We start from the raw sequence: 19220 nt of genomic DNA on the forward strand, positions 1-19220 counted from the left end.
ACGAACTACATCGCCCGCTCGCTACTCGAAGCCGGAGGCTTCAGACCCGCACTACACCCTCGTTCGTGAAGAGCCCCTTTCCCGCCCGATCCGTCAGATCAAAGCAGTCCCGGAGTCAACCGAACCATCAGCATTCCCAAGCAGTCCCGGAGTCAACCGAACCATCAGCATTCCCGTCTCACCCCGTCAATCGCCATGGACCCGAAGTTTCTCTGGTACGTGTTGCGGAGCCGAGCCGTGCGTGACCAACTCAACCTCATGACGACATCCAGTACCGGCCTGGGCAACCTCAACGGTGGAATTCTCGGCAACCTGCTGATTCCTGCGCCGCCCATGGATGCGCAACTGAACGCCGTTGCCAAATTGGAACGAACCAGCCAAACGACGAACACCGCGATTTCGCGCGCGGAAACGGCGGCGAGGCTGGCCAGGGAGCGTCGTGCCGCGCTGATTTCCGCCGCAGTGACCGGGAAGATTGATGTGGAGGTGGCTGCATGAGCGGTGTTGCTGGCGCGCATCTGGAGTCAACGCTGGAGAACGAGATCGCCGAGCATCTCGCCGCGAACGGTTGGCTTTACTCGCCAACAGATGCTGGCTACGACCGTGAGCTCGCGTTGTTTCCCGAGGACATGCTCGGGTGGCTAGAGGATTCGCAGCCGACCGAGTTCGCGAAGGTAGTCCGCCTCGGCGATACTGACGCGCAACGTGATGCGGCGGGTCGCACCATGCTGATCCGAGTGGCGAAATCCCTCGATCTGGATCCGTTGAAGAACGGTGGGACCATCCGCATCCTTCATGAGGGATTCTCGATGGTCCCACTGCATGGCGGTACGGTGAAGTTCAAGCTGGCCCAGTTCCAGCCGGCGACGACGAACAACCCGGGCACATTGGACGCATACTCGAAGATGCGGGTGCGGGTGGTGCGCCAGGTGCACTACTCAGCGAAGAAGCCGAACAAGGCGCTGGATCTGGTGCTGTTTGTGAACGGTATCCCGGTGGCGACGGTTGAGTTGAAGACGGACTTCACGCAGCCGGTCAGCAACGCGGTGACGCAGTATCAGTTCGACCGTAACCCAGCCGGTGAGCCATTGTTCGCGTTCGGGAAGCGGTCGCTGGTGCATTTCGTGGTGTCGAACAGCGCGGTGCAGATGACGACGAAGCTCGCCGGCGCGGCGACGCGGTTCTTGCCGTTCAACAAGGGTTACGACGAAGGGGCGGGGAACCCGCCCAATCCGAACGGGTCGGCGTCGTCGTACTTCTGGGAGGAGATTCTGCACCGCGACACGTGGCTGCAACTACTGGGCTCGTTCGTGCACCTGCAGGTCGAAACCGACGTCGACCCCGACACGGGAAAGAAAACGCGCACCGAGAAGGTCCTCTTCCCGCGCTACCACCAGTGGCGGGCGGTCAGCCGGCTAGTTGAGGCGGCGCGGGTGGAGGGGCCGGGGAACCGGTACCTGGTGCAGCATTCGGCGGGGTCGGGCAAGACGAACTCGATCTCGTGGCTCGCGCACCGACTGTCGCAACTGCATGACGAGCAGAACGAGCGGGTGTTCGACACGGTCGTGGTCGTCACCGACCGGACGGTGCTGGACAAGCAGCTGCAGGACGCTATCGCACAGTTCGAGAAGCACGCCGGGGTGGTGCAGTCGATCACCGGGAATGGTGGGGAGTCGAAATCGACGCAACTTTCGGCGGCGTTGACCGGCGGCAAGAACATCGTGATCGTGACGATCCAGTCGTTCGAGGCGATGATCACCACAATTCAGACGAGGCCGGATTTGCAGGGCCGACGGTACGCCGTCGTCGCGGACGAGGCGCACTCGTCGCAGACCGGGTCAACCGCGGGAGCGTTGACGAAGGTGCTGTCCCCGGCCGAGCGGGCGGCGGTCGCGGAGGGCGCCCCGGTCGACTCGGAGACGTACTTGCAGTGGGCAATGGAAGTGACCGCGTCGGCTCCGAACATCTCCTACTTCGCGTTCACTGCGACGCCGAAGGAGAAGACGTTGGAGCTCTTCGGGCGGGTGCCCGAGGGTGGGAGCCTTCCGGAGCCGTTCGATCTGTACTCGATGCAGCAGGCCATCGAGGAAGGGTTCATCCTCGACGTTCTGCAGAACTACACCCCCTACAAGGTGGCGTGGAAGCTGCAGCATCCCGGAGGCGACTACGACGGTGACAGCGAGGTCGACGAGTCCACCGCGGTGAAAGCGCTCGTCCGCTACGTGCGGCTGCATTCGACGAACATCAGCCAGAAGGCGAAGATCGTCGTCGACCACTTCCGCACCTTCGTGCAGCCGCTGCTCGATGGCAAAGCGAAGGCGATGGTCGTCACCGGGTCGCGGCTGGAAGCGGTGCGGTGGAAGAAGTACCTCGATGACTACATCGCCGATACCGGTGTGGCGGGCGTGCGGTCGCTGGTCGCGTTCTCCGGCACCGTCGATGACCCCGAGCTGCTCGGCGATGGCCTCACCGAGCGGACGCAGAACCCGGGAGTGCAGTCGGATCTCGCCGAGGCGTTCAAGCCGTCGACCTACAACGTGATGATCGTGGCAGAGAAGTTCCAGACCGGGTTCGACCAGCCAAGGCTGGTCGCGATGTATGTTGACAAGAAGCTCGGCGGGGTGCAGGCGGTGCAGACCCTGTCGCGGCTGAACCGCACCCATCCGGGTAAGGAGAACACGTTCGTCCTCGACTTCGTGAACGAACCCGACGACGTGCTGGAAGCGTTCCTGCCGTACTACCGGAAGGCGACGCTGACCGCGACGACCGACCCGAACCTCATCTACGACCTGGTGACGAAGCTCGACTCGTCCGGGATCTACACGATGAGCGAAGTGGAGCAGGCATTCGATGCCGCCCTTGCCGGCGGGACGAACGCGAACTCGAAGGTGGCGGCCGCGACCGCGCCAGCGGTGGACCGGTCCCAGAAGCGGTGGGTCGCGGCCGTTCTCGACGACGACAAGACCGAACAGGACGAACTGAAGCTGTTCAAGACGGACGTCGGCCAGTTCGTGAAGTTCTACGACTTCATCTCCCAAGCCCGCAACCTCGAAGACACCGACCTCCCCCGGCGACACTACTTCTTCCGCCGGATCCTGCCGCAGCTCTCGACCGCGACTTACGTGGAGCCGGTGGACATCTCGCACGTGCAGCTCATCGGCTACAACATCAAAGCAGGCGAGTCTGCGCAGCTCAAGCTCGAGCAGGGGCCTGGCCTGGACCCGATTACGGCAATCGGTTCGGGAGCGATTCACGAGAAACACCGCAGCGCTCTCGAGAAGATCATCCAGACGCTCAACGAGCGCCTCGGCGACAAATACGGCGTAGGCGTCATAGACATCACCATGAACCACATCGTCGGCAAGCTCGCCCTCGACTACGACCTTGCCACGCAAGCCGAAGTCAACACGCCCCAGCAGTTCGCCGAGTCACCAGCGCTCCCGAAGGCGTTCAGCAAGGCCGTCGTCGAGGTGCGGGACGAGACGCCCGCGTTCATCGATGATCTCCTCGGGGACAGCGGGCTATTCGCGGATCTGAGCAAGGCGCTGCCGGCGATGTTGTACGAGTACCTGAAGGGCAAGGGCGCGTCGGGTCGGTAGGGCTGTACAGGACACCATCGGGTCGCGGTCGTGCTCGAACTCATCCCGAAAACCACACGACTGCTCGCGCTCGAAATCACGAAGTACGGGCATCCGCGGCACACGCTGTACGTCTGCGGCGAGGCCACACCCGTTCCGTGGCCGGCAGCGGATTCCTAAGCCGCCTCTGCGAGGCTGCGGGCAAGCGTCTCAGGTACCGCTACGGTCGGGATGCGCCCTACCGCTCCTCCACACGGCGCGACGCGCCGCGCGGAGCCTCGGCGGCAGGGGCCCGCCTGAATGATCCACTCGCGGGAATGAGAAAAGGGCCGGCCCTTCGGCCGACCCTTTCACATTCCGGTCGGGATGACAGGATTTGAACCTGCGACCCCTTGACCCCCAGTCAAGTGCGCTACCAAGCTGCGCCACATCCCGTAGCCCGCGCTTTCACGCGGACAACTCGACCATCCTACCCGTTCGCACGCACCCCCGCGAACCGCGCCGCGCCCTCCGCTCGCCTACACTCGCCAGACAGGAACGGCCGTCGGCGAGGGGAGAAAAGCGATGTCGGATGCCGCGGCATCCGCTCGGGTCGACAGCTGGCTCTGGGCGGTGCGGGTGTACAAGACGCGCTCGGCCGCGACCACCGCCTGCCGCGCCGGACACGTGCGCGTGGACGGTGACCGGGCGAAGGCGTCGCAGCAGATCCGGGCCGGCGACGAGGTGCGCGTGCGCATCCAGGGGTTCGATCGGCACCTCGTCGTGCGGCAGCTGCTGACCAAGCGCGTCGGCGCCCCCGTCGCCGCTACGGCGTACGACGACCGCACTCCCCCGCCCCCGCCGCGCGAGGAGCGGGCCTTCGTGCCGGTGCGCGACCGCGGGGCCGGACGCCCCACCAAGCGCGAGCGCCGCGACATCGACCGGCTGCGCGGCCGCTGACCGGGCCGCCACCCCGAAGCGGGGCAGGTTGCGTGCACCGGGGCAGGTTCTGCCATGCCCCAGAGCACGCGGGGTGCCCCGGTCCGGCAGGCCAGAGCACACCAGATGCCCCGGTCCCTCAGTCCGTGCGCTCGGGCGCGCACCAGGTGCCCCAACACCGCCCCAAAGCGTCAGAGCGCGTCGAGCAGCTCCCGCAGCCACCCCGCCCCGCGCACGTCGGCACCCGCCGACGTCGCCCGCGCGGCCAAGCCGCGGTCGCTCGTCACCACCGTCACCAGGTCTCCCGCCTCAACCCGCTCCGCCGCCTGCGCCGCGATCGTGTCGTCACCCTCGCCGGGCGCGAGCACGACCTCCACCGCTCCCCCGGCATCCGGCGCCTGTCGCGCCGCGCCCTCGAGCACCAGCACAATCCGTGCGAACCAACGCGTCTCGGGCAGCCCCAGCGCGGATGCCGGCACCCCGGCCGCCGCGAGCCGCTCCAACTCCGCGCGCAACCTGCCCGCCGCCCCGGCGCGGTCGCGCCACCAGCCGTCGGGCACCGAGCCCACCACGTTCGCCGCGTCGACCACCAGCGTGGGCCGGTGCTCCAGAGCGGCGCGCAGCCGCGGCCACGCCGCGCCGAACCCCGGATGCAGCGGCCGGTCGTCGACCTCGTCGAGCGGCACCCACTCGAGCGCATAGCTCTCGGGGTCGCTGATCACGGGATCGAACGGCTCGATCACGTCGGCCACAAGGGTCGTGTAGCTCCAGATGTCCAGGTCGAGCACGCTGTCGAGGCGGGGCCGCACGGATGCCGCGGGCACACCGGCCTCTTCGGCGGCTTCGCGCAGCGCAGCATCCGTCGCCGATTCGTTCTCGTGGCGGGCGCCGCCGGGCAGTCCCCACGTGCCGCCGAAGTGGCTCCACGCCACGCGGTGCTGCAGCAGCACGCCGCGCGCGGCATCTACCGCCATGAGGCCGGCCGCTCCGAACGTGCCCCAATAGCGCTCACCCGTGGCGCTGACCACCCAGGCGTCGCCCGGATCGCGCGGGCCCGCGGGCCGGCGCGGCTCACCGGGTGCGGGGGGCTCGATCCTCACCGCCCCAGACTCTCACATCGCGCGCGCCCCGCCGCCGCCGGCGACGCAGAAATGCCCCGGTTCCGAGTCGGAACCGGGGCATACCCTGCGAAGAAGGCCTGTCAGCGCTGGCGGCGCTCCCGCACGCGCATGTTCGTGACGATGGGCGTGCCCTCGAACCCGAACAGCTCGCGCAGGCGGCGCTGGATGAACCGGCGGTAACCCTGATCGAGGAACCCCGTCGTGAACAGCACGAACGTCGGCGGGCGCGTGGCCGCCTGCGTGCCGAACAGGATGCGGGGCTGCTTGCCGCCGCGCAGCGGGTGCGGGTGCTCGGCGACCAGCTCGGAGAGGAACGCGTTGAACTTTCCGGTCGGGATGCGCTGATCCCACGAGGCCAGCGCCGTCTCGAGCGCCGGCACGAGCTTGTCGAGGTGACGCCCGGTCTGCGCCGAGATGTTCACCCGCGGTGCCCAGGCGACGTGCGCCAGGTCCTGCTCGATCTCGCGATTGAGGTAGAACCGGCGGTCGGCGTTCTCGAGCTCGGGCGTCGAGAGCAGGTCCCACTTGTTGTAGGCGATCACGAGCGCGCGGCCGGCCTCGAGCACCATGTCGATGATGCGCACGTCCTGCTCACTGATCGTCTGCGACACGTCGAGCACGACGACGGCCACCTCGGCCTTCTCGAGCGCGGTCGAGGTGCGCAGCGACGCGTAGAAGTCCGCGCCCTGCTGCAGGTGCACACGACGGCGGATGCCGGCGGTGTCGACCAGGCGCCAGAGCTTGCCGCCGAGCTCGACGATCTCGTCGACGGGATCGCGGGTGGTGCCCGCCAGCTCGTTGACGACGACCCGCTCCTCGCCGGCGGCCTTGTTCAGCAGCGACGACTTGCCGACGTTCGGCCGGCCGAGGATCGCGACGCGGCGCGGCCCGCCGATCTCCTGCGAGGCGACCGCCGACACCTCGGGCATCGCCTTCATCACCTCGTCGAGCAGGTCGGCCACGCCGCGGCCGTGGATCGCCGACACCGGATGCGGCTCGCCCAGCCCCAGGTTCCACAGTGCCGCGGCCTCGGGCTCGTGGCGGGCGTCGTCGACCTTGTTCGCGACGAGGAAGACCTTCTTGCCGCTGCGGCGCAGCAGCTTGACCACGCGCTCGTCGGTCGCCGTGGCGCCGACCATCGCGTCGACGACGAAGATCACCAGGTCGCACAGGTCGATCGCGACCTCGGCCTGCGCCGCCACCGACGCGTCGATGCCGCGGGCATCCGGCTCCCAGCCGCCCGTGTCGACGAGCGAGAAGCGGCGCCCCTGCCATTCGCCCTTGTAGGTCACGCGGTCGCGCGTGACGCCGGGGGTGTCCTCGACGACGGCCTCGCGGCGGCCGAGGATGCGGTTGACCAGCGCGGACTTGCCCACGTTCGGGCGGCCGACGATGGCGACCACCGGCAGCGCCGGCAGGTATTCGATCCCGTCGGTGCCGATGCCCATCCCCTCGAGCACGGCGGCATCCTCGTCGTCGAGCTCGTAGTCGCTCAGCGACGCGCGCAGCGTCTGGGCGCGCTGGTCGGCGAGCTGCTCATCGAGCTCGGCCATGCGCTCGGCGAGCCGGTCGGGCCCGCCTTCGTACTCCTCGTCAGCGGCCATCGGTGACCCCCAGACGTGCGTCGACGACAGCGAGCACGGCATCCACCGTCTGCTCCAGGTCGAGGTCCGACGAGTCGACCACCTCCACGCCGGCGGCGGCGGTGAGGAAGTCGACGACCGTGCGATCCGACGCGTCGCGGCGGTGCAGCGCGTCGGCCACGGCCCCCGCGTCCTCGTTCGCCAGCTCGGCGCTGCGCCGGGCGGCGCGCACCTCGCGCGCCGCGGTCAGCAGCACGCGCACGGGCGCGTCGGGGGCCACGACGGTCGTGATGTCGCGCCCCTCCACGACGATGCCGCGGTCGGCGCCCGCCATGATGCGGCGGAACAGGGCCGTGACCACCTCGCGCACGACGGGCACGCGCGCGACGCCGCTGACGGCATCCGACACGCGGGGTTCCCGGATCGCCGCCGTGACGTCGGTATGGCCCACGCTCACGCGCGGGTCGGCCGGGTCGGTCGAGATCGCCACGTCGAAGTCGCCGCTGGCATCGAGCACGTCCGCGGCGTCGCTGGTGTCGGCGCCCCGCTCGAGCACGTGCCAGGCGAGGGCGCGATACGCCGCCCCCGTGTCGAGGTAGTCGTAGCCGAGGCGCCGCGCGAGCACCTTGGCTACGCTCGATTTGCCGCTGCCGGCGGGGCCGTCGATGGCCACCACCACCGGGAGCGCGGTCGCACCCGCGCCGCCCGTCCCGTTCTCACTCATTGCCTGTGCTCGCAATCCGCCATCCCCGTTCCTGAAGTCCTTCGATCGCGCGGGCGACGACGCCCGGCGCGACACTGATCTCGGCGAGCCCGAACTGCGCCCCCGGTGAATGCTCGAGGCGCAGGTCCTCGATGTTGACGTCGAGCTCGCCCACGTCGCCGAACAGCCGGCCGAGCTGGCCGGGCGCGTCGTCGACCATGACGACGATCTGCTCGAACCGCCGGTTCTGCCCGTGCTTGCCCGGCAGCCGCTCCACACCCTCGTTGCCGCGGCGGATCGTGTCGGCCACCGCCCGTCGGGCGCCGGGCGCATCCGCGTCGCGCAGGGCCTCGGTCACCCGCGTCAGGTCGCCGGCCAGCTGCTCGAGCACCTGCACCACCGGGCCGGCGTTCGCGCCGAGGATCTGCACCCACAGTTCGGGGGCGGATGCCGCGATGCGCGTCGTGTCGCGCACGCCCTGCCCGGCGAGCGCCAGGGCCCCGTCGGGCGCGTCGCGCAGGCGCGCCGCGAGCAGGCTGGCGACCAGCTGCGGGGTGTGTGAGACGAGCGCGACCGAGCGGTCGTGTTCCTCGGGCGTCATCTCGATCGGCATCGCGCCGAGATCCAGCGCCAGCTGCTCCACGCGGGCCAGGTCGGCGCGCGAGGTCTCGTCGTCGCGGCAGACCACCCACGGGCGGCCGACGAAGATGTCCGAGCGCGCCGAGATCGCGCCGCCGCGCTCCCGGCCGGCGAGCGGGTGCGAGCCGATGTAGCGGGTGATGTCGACGCCGCGGCGCCGCAGCTCGTTGTAGGGCTCGAGCTTGACGCTCGCGACATCCGTCACGACGGCGTGCGGCGAGCGCTGCAGCTCGGCGTGGATGACGTCGGCCGTGACATCCGGCGGCACCGCCACCACGATCAGCGACGGATCGTCGTCGTCGGTCGCGGCCCGGCCGGCGCCGTAGTCCACCGCCAGTCGCAGCTGCGCGGGAGAGGTGTCGGCGAGCGCCACATCGACGCCCTTGGCCGCGAGCGCGTGGCCGATGCTCGCGCCGAGCAGACCGGCGCCGACGATGCGCACGGTGCCGGTCGTGCGCGCGGTGCCGGCGGCGCCGGCAACGGGCGTGGTGTCGATCACTCAGGTCTCCTGGGGGCTGACGCGCTCCCCCGCGGAGTCGTCGCTCGCACGGGTGGTGTCGTGGCGCGCGAGGGTGACAAGCGCGCCTCGTTCCAGCTTAGTCAACTCCCTCGTGCGCCCGACCGGGAGCGTTCCCAGGTGCAGGGGCCCGAACTGGCGTCGCACCAGCTCGACGACGGGGTGGCCGACGGCATCCATCATGCGGCGCACGATGCGGTTGCGCCCCGAGTGCAGCGTCAGCTCCACCAGGCTCGAGCCGTCCGACGCATCGAGCAGGCGCGCCTTGTCGGCGGCGATCGGGCCGTCGTCGAGGTCGATGCCGCGGCGCAGCTGCGCGATCGTCTGGGCGCTCACCCGGCCGGTGACCTTGGCGATGTAGACCTTGGTGACCCCGAACGAGGGGTGGGCGAGCACGTGCGTCAGGTCGCCGTCGTTGGTGAGGATCAGCAGGCCGCTGGTCTCGGCATCCAGTCGCCCGACGTTGAACAGGCGCTCGGGGTAGTCGCCGGTGAACTTGCGCAGATCGCGGCGTCCACGGTCGTCGCGCATCGAGCTGAGCACGCCCGTGGGCTTGTTGAGCATGACGTAACGCTTGCTCGCGTCGAGCTGCACGGCCACACCGTCGACGTCGACCAGGTCGCGGTCCGGGTCGACGCGCGAGCCCATCTCGGTGACGACCTCGCCGTTCACGCGCACGCGGCCCTCGGCGATCAGCTGCTCGCTCACGCGGCGCGAGGCGACCCCGGCCTGCGCCAGCACCTTCTGCAGGCGCACACCCTCGGCATCCGCTGCCGCGTCCGGTGCAGCATCACCCTGTGGTGCGTTCGTCATCCGTGCCTCCTCCCTCGCGAATGTCCCGGTGCTCGCGAATGTCCCACCTTTTCATCCTTCCGGGTGCGGGTGGGCTGAAAAGGTGGGACATGAGTGCGCGGGTTGCCGGATGCCGGGACGCGATCATCGCGGCATCGAATCGTCGAACCCGTCGGCGCCGTCCTCGAGCAGCGGTGAGATGGGCGGCAGCTCGTCGAGCGAGTTGATCCCCAGATTCGTCAACAGCGCGTCGGTCGTGCCGTAGTGGATGGCGCCGGTCTCGGCATCCTGGAACATCTCGGTGATGAGGCCCCGGGCCACGAGCGTGCGCACCACCGAGTCCACGTTCACCGCCCGGATCGACGCGACCTGACCGCGCGTGACGGGCTGCTTGTACGCGATGACCGCCAGCGTCTCGAGCGCGGCCTGCGACAGCCGCGACGGGGCCTGCGCGTTGACGAACTCGCTCACCAGGTCGTCGTGCTCGGCCCGCACGTACAGGCGCCAGCCGCCGCCCACCTCGCGCAGCTCGAACCCGCGCCGGGGGCCGCCGGTGCCGCCGTCGTAGTCCTCGACGAGGCCCTCCACCGCCTGGCGCACCGCGGCGACGGGGGCGCCGACCGCGGTGGCGAGGCTCACGAGGCTCTGCGGTTCGTCGACGATCAGCAGGATCGCCTCGAGGCGGCGCGCGAGCGGCGCCCGGTCGTCATCGGTCATAGTCGGCTCCCAGGGTGGCGAGGTTCTCGTCCGACCAGCTCTCGGCGCTCCAGCGCAGCGTGAGCTCGCCGAGCGGTTCGAGCTGTTCGAAGGTCAGCGCGGCGTGCCGGTACAGCTCGAGCACGGCCAGGAACCGGGCGACGACCACGCCCGCTTCGGCGACGCCCGAGACCAGCTCGCGAAAGTTCATCGAGGTGCGCCCCCGCAGCATCGTCACGACGATCGCCGCCTGCTCCCGGATGCTGACCAGCGGCGCGTGCAGGTGCCCCAGCCCCACGTGGGGCACCTCGCGGGGCCGCAGCGCCATCAGCGCGAGCGCGGCGAAGTCGGCCGGGGTCGTGGTCCACACCAGCTCGGGCACCCGCGAGCGGTACTTCGCCTCGAGCGGCACCGACCGCGCGTGCCGGGTGTCCTCGGCGTGCAGGCGGGTGGCGAACCACGTCGAGACCTGCTTGAACGCCCGGTACTGCAGCAGGCGCGCGAACAGCAGGTCGCGCGCCTCGAGCAGCGCCACCGACTCGGCATCCACGAGCTCGCCCTGCGGCAGCAGCCCCGCCACCTTCATATCGAGCAGGGTCGCGGCCACGACGAGGAACTCGCTGGCCTGCTCGATCTCCTCGTCCGGCTCCAGGTCGCGCAGGTAGGCGATGAACTCGTCGGTCACGCGGCTCAGCGAGATCTCGGTGATGTCGAGCTCGTGCGAGCTGATCAGGTTCAGCAGCAGATCGAAGGGTCCGTCGAAGTTGGCCAGCGAGACGCGGAATCCCGCCCCGTCCTCGTCATCCGAGTGCGGGGCGTCGCTCTGCTCGGGGCTGTCCTCAGGCGGCGTCGCCACGAGAGACCAGTTCCCGGGCGAGTCGCAGGTAGGCCTGCGCGGCCGAGTGCTCGGGCGCGAAGTCGGTGATCGGCAGGCCCGAGACCGACGCGTCCGGGAACTTGACGGTGCGACCGATGACGGTCTCGAACACGTCGTCGCCGAACGCCTCGACGACCCGCTCCAGCACCTCGCGCGAGTGCAGGGTGCGTGCGTCGTACATCGTGGCGAGCACGCCGTCGAGCTCGATCGCGGGGTTGAGCCGGTCGCGCACCTTGTCGATCGTCTCGATCAGCAGGGCCACCCCGCGCAGGGCGAAGTACTCGCACTCGAGCGGGATGATCACGCCGTGGCTCGCGGTGAGCGCGTTCACGGTGAGCAGCCCGAGCGAGGGCTGGCAGTCGATCAGGATGACGTCGTAGTCGCCCGCCAGGCCGCGCAGCACGCGCGAGAGGATCGTCTCGCGCGCGACCTCGTTGACCAGGTGCACCTCGGCCGCCGAGAGGTCGATGTTGGCCGGCAGCACGTCGAGCCCCTCGACGCGCGACGAGACGACGACCTCGCGCGCGTCGCGCTTGGTGTCGAGCAGCAGGTCGTAGACGGTGGGCACGTCGTGGGTCTGGATGCCGAGGCCCGCCGAGAGCGCGCCCTGCGGGTCGAAGTCGACCGCGAGCACCTTGCGTCCGTAGCGCGCCAGCGCCGCCGCCAGGTTGATCGTCGTCGTGGTCTTGCCGACGCCGCCCTTCTGATTGCACAGCGCGATGATGCGCGCGGGGCCGTGCCCGTCGAGCGGCGGCGGCGTGGGGAAGCCGTGGTACGGGCGACCGGTCGGGCCGAGCGGCGCCGCGTCGGTCGAGGGCGCCTTCTTCGTGCCCCGTGTGCTGCCCGCCACCGGTTCTCCTGCCGTCGTCATCGTCGGTCGATTCTAGCGGCCCGTCCGGGTGGGGCCCGTTCAGCGCGCCCGGGGATGCGAGGTCTGATAGATGTCGCGCAGCGCATCGACCGTGACGTGGGTGTAGATCTGCGTCGTCGCGACCGAGGCGTGCCCCAGCAGCTCCTGCACCACCCGCACGTCCGCGCCGCCCTGCATCAGGTGCGTGGCGAACGAGTGCCGCAGCGTGTGCGGCGAGACATGGGCCGACAGCCCGGCGGTCTCGGCCGCCTGCTGCAGCACGAGCCACGCGCTCTGCCGCGACAGCGGCGCCCCGCGCGCGCCGAGGAACAGGCGCGGCGTCGCCCTCCCCCGCGCCGCGAGCGCCGGCCGTGCCCGCGTCAGGTAGGCGTCGAGGGCGGCCCGGGCGTACGAGCCGACGGGCACGATCCGCTCCTTGTCGCCCTTGCCCCGCAGGCGCACCACCTCGGCGGCCGCACCGCCCGCGGCGTCATCGCTCGGCGACGCCTGCACCAGGTCGTCGACGTCGAGGGCGACGGCCTCGGACACCCGCGCGCCGGTGGCGTACAGCGTCTCGAGCAGCGCGGCATCCCGCAGCCCGGTCGCGGTCTCGCGCGAGGGCGCCGCGAGCAGCTGCTCGACCTGCTCGATCGTGAGCGCCTTGGGCAGCCGCTGCGCCATCTTGGGCGGGCGCAGCCGGGCGGAGGGATCCTCGTCCGCCACCCCCTCGCGCACCAGAAAACGGTGCAGCCCCCGCACCGACGACTGCGCGCGGGCCAGCGACGAGGCGGCCGGCGCCGGCTGCCGCCGCGAGAGCGCGGCGACGTACTCCGTCACGAGCGCGGCATCCACCTCGGCGGTGTCGGCGACACCGCGCGCCTGCAACCACCCGACGTAGTCGTCGAGATCGCGCCGATACGCCCCGACGGTGTGCGGTGAGAGGCCGCGCTCGACGGCGATGTGCCGCACGTACGTCGCGAGCGCACGGTCGACGCGCACGTCAGCCCTCGGCGGCCGTCCGCTCGCCGCCCAGGCGATGCACCGCGGCGAAGACGCCCACGGCGAGGATCGCGTTGGTGAACCGGCCGTCGGCCACCGCCTCGACGGCCGTCTCAAGCGGGATCCATTCGAGCCGAATGTCGGCCTCCTCGGCCTCGCGAGCGTGCACGTCGGGCGCGGCCGACAGCTCGCGCGCGAGAAAGACGTGCACCGTCTCGTCGCTGCCACCCGGCGAGGTGCGGATGCTCACGAGCGGCTCCCACCGCGTGGCGACGAGATCCGCCTCCTCCGCCAGCTCGCGCCGGGCGGTCTCGAGCGGCGCCTCGCCCTCGACATCCAGCAGGCCCGCCGGGATCTCCCAGTCGCGCATGCGGATCGGATGCCGGTACTGCTGCATCACGAGCACGCGGCCGTCGTCGTCGAGCGCGACCACGGCCGCCGCGCCGGTGTGCGCGACGTACTCGCGCGTGGTGGCCTCGCCGTTGTAGCCGAACGTGTCGCGCCGCACATCCCACACCCGGCCGTCGAAGGCGACGTCGGAGCGGGTCACGGTCAGCTCGAGCGGTTCGTCGGCGAGCGGGGCCGTCGGATCAGTCATCCGCGCCCTCCTCGACGTCGAACAGCTCGCTCGCACGGTGGCGGTCGAGGGCCGCGCCCACCAGCCCGCGGAAGAGCGGATGCGGCTGCGTCGGGCGCGAGCGCAGCTCGGGGTGCGCCTGGGTGCCGACGTAGAACGGGTGCACCTCGCGCGGCAGCTCGACGTACTCGACCAGGTGCCGGTCGGGCGAGAGGCCCGAGAAGACCAGGCCCACCTCGGCGAGGCGGTCGCGGTAGGAGTTGTTGACCTCGTACCGGTGCCGGTGGCGCTCCGAGATCTGCGTGCTGCCGTACAGTTCGGCGACGACCGATCCCTCCCGCAGGTCGGCCGGGTACATCCCCAGGCGCATCGTGCCGCCGAGGTCGCCCTCGGCGATGATCTCGACCTGCTCCGCCATCGTCGCCACGACGGGGTGCTCGGTGTCGGGGTCGAACTCGCTCGACGAGGCGCCCTCGAGGCCGCCGACGGTGCGCGCGTACTCGATGACCATGCACTGCAGACCCAGGCACAGCCCGAGGGTGGGGATGCCCTGCTCGCGGGCGAACCGCAGCGCGCCGAGCTTTCCCTCGATGCCGCGGATGCCGAATCCGCCGGGGATGCAGATGCCGTCCACCTCGGCGAGCGCCTTGGCGGCCCCCTCGGCTCCCTCGCACAGATCCGACGGGATCCAGCGCAGCGTCACCTGCGTCTCGTGCGCGAAGCCGCCGGCCTTGATCGCCTCGGTCACCGAGAGGTAGGCGTCGGGCAGGTCGACGTACTTGCCGACGAGGCCGATCGTGACCTCGTGCTTGGGGTTGTGCACGGCGCCCAGCACCCGCTGCCAGCGGGTCCAGTCGACGTCGGCGGCCTTCTCCAGGCCCAGCGCGCGCACGAGGTACGCGTCGAGGCCCTGGTCGTGCAGCATCGACGGGATGTCGTAGATGCTCGGCACGTCGACCGCGTTGACGACGGCATCCTCGTCGACGTCGCACATGAGCGCGATCTTGCGCTTGTTGCCCTCGGTCACCGGCCGGTCGCTGCGCAGCACGAGCGCGTCGGGCTGGATGCCGATCGAGCGCAGCGTCGCCACGGAGTGCTGCGTGGGCTTGGTCTTCTGCTCGCCGGAGGCCCCCATGAAGGGCACGAGCGACACGTGCACGAAGAACGCGTTGCCGCGGCCGAGCTCGTGCCGGATCTGGCGGGCGGCCTCGATGAACGGCTGCGATTCGATGTCGCCGACCGTGCCGCCGATCTCGGTGATGATGACGTCGGGCTTGGGCTGCTGCGCCGCCTGCAGCCGCATGCGGCGCTTGATCTCGTCGGTGATGTGCGGAATGACCTGCACGGTGTCGCCGAGGTACTCGCCGCGCCGTTCGCGGGCGATCACCTGCGAGTAGATCTGGCCGGTCGTGACGTTGGCCGCCTGGCTCAGCTCGATGTCGAGGAACCGCTCGTAGTGGCCGATGTCGAGGTCGGTCTCGGCGCCGTCGTCGGTGACGAACACCTCGCCGTGCTGGAACGGATTCATCGTTCCGGGATCGACGTTGAGGTACGGATCGAGCTTCTGCATCACGACGCGCAGGCCCCGCGCGGTGAGCAGGTTCCCGAGGCTGGCGGCGGTCAATCCCTTGCCCAGCGAAGAGACGACACCGCCCGTCACGAAGATGTGCCTGGTGATGTCGTTCGAGGGTCCCGCTTCAGATTCCGCCACGGGCTTTAATCCTATCAGTCGGTGACACGCGAGAGCTCGAGCAGTTCGCGGGCGTGATCGAGTGCGGCGGTGGAGTCGGCCAGGCCCGACAGCAGTCGGGCCATCTCGGCCTCGCGGTCCTCACCCTCGAGGCGCCGCACGCTCGAGGCCGTCACCGAGCCGTCGTTCTCTTTCACGACCGAGAGGTGGTTGTTCGCGAACCCGGCGACCTGCGCCAGGTGCGTGACGACGATCACCTGCGACGCCTCGGCCAGGCGCGCGAGGCGCCGCCCGACCTCGATCGCGGCGGCGCCGCCGATGCCCGCGTCGATTTCGTCGAAGACGAAGGTGGGCACGGGGTCGACGTCGCCGATCACGACCTCGATCGCCAGCATGACGCGGCTGAGTTCGCCGCCCGATGCGCTGCGGGCGACCGGTCGCGGCGACGCGCCGGGGTGGGGGGCCAGCAGCAGGGCGACGTCGTCGCGCCCGTCCGCGCTCGGGGTGCCGGCTGAGACCGCCACCTCGAGGCGGGCGTCGGGCATGGCGAGCGCGTGCAGCTCCGCGGTGACCGCCTCGCCGAGCCGCACCGCCGCGGCCTCGCGCTGCGCCGTCAGCTCGGCGGCAGCGGCATCCAGGGCGGATGCCGCCTGCTGCGTCTGCGCCGTCAGCTCCTCGATGCGCGCGTCGCTGGATTCGAGGTCGGCCAGGCGGGCGCCCCCGGTCTCCGCGAGCGCCAGCACGTCGTCGAGGCCGCCCCCGTGGCGCCGGGCGAGCGCCGTCAGCGCCGCACGACGCTCCTCGACCGCGTCGAGCTCGGCCGGGTTGTCCTCTTCGAGGTCGGCGAGGTAGCTCGAGAGCTCGACGGCGATCTCAGCGACGCGAAAGCCGATCTCGGCGATCTGCTCGGCGTGCGCGGCCAGGTCGGCATCGCTGTCGGCACCGCGCTCGAGCGCCCGCCGGGCCTCGCCCACCAGGGCGGCCACGTCGACGCCGTCGGACTCCGACGACAGCGCCTCGCGCGCCGTCGCGGCCGCGACCCGCAGCTCCTCGACGTGCCCGAGTCGCTCGGCGCGAGCGGCCAACTCGACGTCCTCCCCCGGCTGGGGGGCGACCTTCTCGATCTCGTCCAGGTCGGCGCGCAGCGCCGCCGCCTCGTCCGCGCGCGCGTCGCGTTCGTCGACGAGGGTGGCGCGCTCACTCTCGAGCGTGCGCCAGGTGTCCCACACCTCACGGTAGGTGCGCCGCGCCCGCTGCACGGGATCGGCGCCGAACCTGTCGAGCGCCTCGCGCTGGGCCACGGCGGAGCGCAGCCGCAGCTGCTCGGACTGGCCGTGCACCACGACGAGGTGGCCGGCCAGGTCCGCGAGCACCCCCGCGGGTGCCGCCCGGCCCCCGACCGAGGCGCGACTGCGCCCCTCGGCCGTGACGGTGCGGCCCGTGTGCAGTTCGCAGACGCCGTCGCCGGCGGGCTCCACCGCGCCGCCGGCCTCGTCCACGCGCGCGGCGACGGGGCCCGCCTCGGGCACCAGCCAGACACCGGACACCTCGGCCTGCGCGGCGCCGCTGCGAACGACGCCCGAGTCGGCGCGCTGCCCGAGCAGCAGCCCGAGGCCGGTGACGACCATCGTCTTGCCCGCACCCGTCTCACCCGTGATGGCGGTGAACCCGGGCCCGAGGGGCAGCGCGGCGTCGGCGATCACGCCGAGGTCGCGCAGGTGCATCTCCTCGATCACGTGGCCGCCCGCTCTCGCGGCCCATCCGTCGCGGGCCCTCGCCACCCCTCCACGGGCAGCCGGAACTTGCGCACGAGCCGGTCGGTGAACGCGGCCGGATGCAGTCGCGCCAGGCGCACCGGCTCGTCGGCGCGACGGACGATCACGCGGGCGCCGGGCGGCAGATCGTGCCAGCGCCGCCCGTCGCACCAGAGGATGCCGACGCCGGCCGTGCGCTCGAGAACCTCGATGGCGACGGAGGCCTCGGGGCCGACGACGAGGGGCTTGGCGAACAGCGCGTGCGCCGACAGCGGCACGACCGCGATCGCCTCGACCGTGGGCCAGATCACCGGCCCGCCGGCCGAGAAGTTGTAGGCGGTCGATCCGGTGGGGGTAGAGACGACCATTCCGTCGCACCCGAAGGTCGACAGGGGCCGGCCGTCGATCTCGACCACGACCTCCAGCATCCGTTCGCGGCTGGCCTTCTCGACGGTCGCCTCGTTCAGCGCCCACGTGTCGAAGATCGTGCGGTGCTCGGTGTCCTCGACGCGCACCGACAGCGCCATGCGCTGCTCGACGGCGTAGTCGCCGAGAATCGCGCGCCGCACCGCGTCGTCCATGTCGTCGCGCTCGATCTCGGCGAGGAATCCGACGTGCCCCATGTTGATCCCGAGCACCGGGGCCGTGCCGCCGCGCACGAGCTCGGCGGCGCGCAGGATGGTGCCGTCGCCCCCCAGCACGATCGCCAGCTCGAGCTCCTCCACCGACACGTCCACGCCCAGCGTCGCAATCCCGCCCGGCAGGTGGGCGAGCGCGTCCCCCAGCTCGAGCCGGTCGGGGGCGGCGAGCACGGGACGCGCCCCGCCGTCGTGGAGCGCTTCGGCGACGCGTCGGGCGGCGCTCACCGTCTCGTCGCGCAGTGCGTGCGCCACGACGAGGATGTTGCGCGTGCCGGTCATCTCTCTCCCGCCAGTGAGTTCACGGTGTCCAACCATTCTGTCGGATTCCCGCCCGGACCCTCCCGAAGCCAGACGACGAACTCGGCGTTGCCGTGGGAGCCGAGCAGTGGGGAGGCGATAACGCCCCGCGTTCCCAGCCCCAGGTCCCAGGCGCGCCACAGCACGCCCGCGACCGCATCCGCCCGCAGCGTCGGGTTGGTCACAAGGCCGCCGCGCACGGCCGTGCGGCCCACCTCGAACTGCGGCTTGACCAGCAGGATGATGTCGGCACCGCGTGCCGCCGTCGCGCGGACGGCCGGCAGCACCAGCCCGAGCGAGATGAACGAGAGATCAGCGACCACCACCTCGGGTGGGCGGTGCCCGCCGCTGACCTCGGCCAGCGAGGCGGGTGACATCTCGCGCACGTTGAACCCCTCGACGGCCACGACGCCCGGGTCGGCGCGGATCGAGTCGGCGAGCTGATCGTGGCCGACATCCACGGCGATGACGGGCTCGGCTCCGCGCTCGCGCAGCACCTGCGTGAATCCGCCCGTGGACGCGCCCATGTCGAGCGCGACCCGGCCGCGAGGGTCGACGGCGAAGGCGTCGAGGGCGGCGATCAGCTTGCGGGCCGCCCTGCTGACGTAGTGGTCGGGGGCGTCGATGCGGATGTCGGCGTCGTCCGCGACGCGCAGCGATGCCTTGATCACGGGGTTGCCGTCGACCCGCACCACCCCTTCGGCGATGAGGGATGCCGCGTGCGTGCGGGAGCGGGCAAGACCGCGGGCGGCGAGGGCGGCATCCAGCCGCGTCGTCATGCGTCCTCTCGGGACGCACCCGGCTGGGCCCGGGAACCGCCGTCCAGGCGGCGTCCGAGTTCTGCGTGCACGGCCTCGTAGGCGGCGGCACGGGTATCGAGGGGCTGCTGTTCGATCACGTCGAGCACCGACAGAAGGTCGCCCTCCCCCACCGCGGGGAGATCGTCGTCACGCTGGTCGTCCGGCATGCCTCCACCCTACGTGCCCGG

At 70.9% G+C, this 19220-nt stretch carries 18 protein-coding genes and 1 tRNA gene; 3 read left to right on the top strand and 16 right to left on the bottom strand.

Annotation, left to right across the window (positions count from 1 at the left end):
• The first annotated feature begins 237 nt into the window (after nt 1-237).
• Together M4I32_RS02500 and M4I32_RS02505 are read left to right on the top strand one after the other, a co-directional pair.
• Nucleotides 238-498, top strand: a complete 261-nt coding sequence (locus M4I32_RS02500) for a hypothetical protein (protein ID WP_319032916.1) — start codon at nt 238-240, stop codon at nt 496-498.
• The gene (locus M4I32_RS02505) at nt 495-3599 is read left to right on the top strand and encodes a type I restriction endonuclease subunit R (protein WP_319032917.1); all 3105 of its coding nucleotides are present in this window, start codon (nt 495-497) and stop codon (nt 3597-3599) included. Before M4I32_RS02500 ends, M4I32_RS02505 begins: the two co-directional genes overlap by 4 nt.
• A gap of 340 nt (nt 3600-3939) precedes the next feature.
• On the opposite strand, the gene M4I32_RS02510 is transcribed toward M4I32_RS02505, so the two are convergent.
• Nucleotides 3940-4013: transfer RNA gene (locus M4I32_RS02510), tRNA-Pro, on the bottom strand.
• 129 nt (nt 4014-4142) lie between these two features.
• Between M4I32_RS02510 and M4I32_RS02515 the strand changes: the two genes are divergently transcribed.
• Nucleotides 4143-4517 (top strand): RNA-binding S4 domain-containing protein, encoded by a 375-nt coding sequence (locus M4I32_RS02515; RefSeq protein WP_319032918.1) that lies wholly within the window; start codon nt 4143-4145, stop codon nt 4515-4517.
• A gap of 170 nt (nt 4518-4687) precedes the next feature.
• Here the strand turns inward: M4I32_RS02515 and M4I32_RS02520 are convergent, their stop codons facing one another.
• From M4I32_RS02520 to M4I32_RS02590, 15 genes are all read right to left on the bottom strand, one after another.
• The gene (locus M4I32_RS02520; RefSeq protein ID WP_319032919.1) at nt 4688-5596 is read right to left on the bottom strand and encodes an NUDIX domain-containing protein; all 909 of its coding nucleotides are present in this window, start codon (nt 5594-5596) and stop codon (nt 4688-4690) included.
• A gap of 101 nt (nt 5597-5697) precedes the next feature.
• Nucleotides 5698-7221 (bottom strand): ribosome biogenesis GTPase Der, encoded by a 1524-nt coding sequence (gene der / locus M4I32_RS02525; RefSeq protein ID WP_319032920.1) that lies wholly within the window; start codon nt 7219-7221, stop codon nt 5698-5700.
• The gene (gene cmk, locus M4I32_RS02530) at nt 7211-7924 is read right to left on the bottom strand and encodes a (d)CMP kinase (protein WP_319032921.1); all 714 of its coding nucleotides are present in this window, start codon (nt 7922-7924) and stop codon (nt 7211-7213) included. The genes der and cmk overlap by 11 nt, the downstream gene beginning before the upstream one ends.
• Entirely contained in the window at nt 7917-9041 is a 1125-nt protein-coding gene (locus M4I32_RS02535; protein ID WP_319032922.1) for a prephenate dehydrogenase, read from the bottom strand. The genes cmk and M4I32_RS02535 overlap by 8 nt, the downstream gene beginning before the upstream one ends.
• Nucleotides 9042-9872: a pseudouridine synthase gene (locus M4I32_RS02540; RefSeq protein ID WP_319032923.1), complete on the bottom strand. Its 831-nt coding sequence runs from the start codon at nt 9870-9872 to the stop codon at nt 9042-9044.
• A gap of 123 nt (nt 9873-9995) precedes the next feature.
• On the bottom strand, nt 9996-10568 hold the full coding sequence (gene scpB / locus M4I32_RS02545) for an SMC-Scp complex subunit ScpB (RefSeq protein ID WP_319032924.1): 573 nt from the start codon (nt 10566-10568) through the stop codon (nt 9996-9998).
• Complete coding sequence (locus M4I32_RS02550) at nt 10558-11403, bottom strand: ScpA family protein (RefSeq protein WP_319032925.1); 846 nt, start codon at nt 11401-11403, stop codon at nt 10558-10560. The genes scpB and M4I32_RS02550 overlap by 11 nt, the downstream gene beginning before the upstream one ends.
• Nucleotides 11387-12295, bottom strand: coding sequence for a ParA family protein (locus M4I32_RS02555; protein WP_319032926.1), 909 nt, complete (start codon nt 12293-12295; stop codon nt 11387-11389). The genes M4I32_RS02550 and M4I32_RS02555 overlap by 17 nt, the downstream gene beginning before the upstream one ends.
• Nucleotides 12296-12334: 39 nt before the next feature.
• Nucleotides 12335-13273: a site-specific tyrosine recombinase XerD gene (gene xerD, locus M4I32_RS02560; protein ID WP_319032927.1), complete on the bottom strand. Its 939-nt coding sequence runs from the start codon at nt 13271-13273 to the stop codon at nt 12335-12337.
• 1 nt (nt 13274) lies between these two features.
• Nucleotides 13275-13871 (bottom strand): NUDIX hydrolase, encoded by a 597-nt coding sequence (locus M4I32_RS02565; protein WP_319032928.1) that lies wholly within the window; start codon nt 13869-13871, stop codon nt 13275-13277.
• Entirely contained in the window at nt 13864-15561 is a 1698-nt protein-coding gene (locus M4I32_RS02570) for a CTP synthase (RefSeq protein ID WP_319032929.1), read from the bottom strand. The genes M4I32_RS02565 and M4I32_RS02570 overlap by 8 nt, the downstream gene beginning before the upstream one ends.
• A gap of 14 nt (nt 15562-15575) precedes the next feature.
• The gene (gene recN, locus M4I32_RS02575) at nt 15576-17276 is read right to left on the bottom strand and encodes a DNA repair protein RecN (RefSeq protein ID WP_319032930.1); all 1701 of its coding nucleotides are present in this window, start codon (nt 17274-17276) and stop codon (nt 15576-15578) included.
• On the bottom strand, nt 17273-18214 hold the full coding sequence (locus M4I32_RS02580) for an NAD kinase (RefSeq protein WP_319032931.1): 942 nt from the start codon (nt 18212-18214) through the stop codon (nt 17273-17275). The genes recN and M4I32_RS02580 overlap by 4 nt, the downstream gene beginning before the upstream one ends.
• Nucleotides 18211-19011: a TlyA family RNA methyltransferase gene (locus M4I32_RS02585; protein ID WP_319032932.1), complete on the bottom strand. Its 801-nt coding sequence runs from the start codon at nt 19009-19011 to the stop codon at nt 18211-18213. The genes M4I32_RS02580 and M4I32_RS02585 overlap by 4 nt, the downstream gene beginning before the upstream one ends.
• The gene (locus tag M4I32_RS02590; RefSeq protein WP_319032933.1) at nt 19008-19199 is read right to left on the bottom strand and encodes a hypothetical protein; all 192 of its coding nucleotides are present in this window, start codon (nt 19197-19199) and stop codon (nt 19008-19010) included. Before M4I32_RS02590 ends, M4I32_RS02585 begins: the two co-directional genes overlap by 4 nt.
• Nucleotides 19200-19220 lie beyond the last annotated feature (21 nt).

Source organism: Microbacterium sp. LRZ72, assembly GCF_033792225.1.
GTDB lineage: Bacteria > Actinomycetota > Actinomycetes > Actinomycetales > Microbacteriaceae > Microbacterium.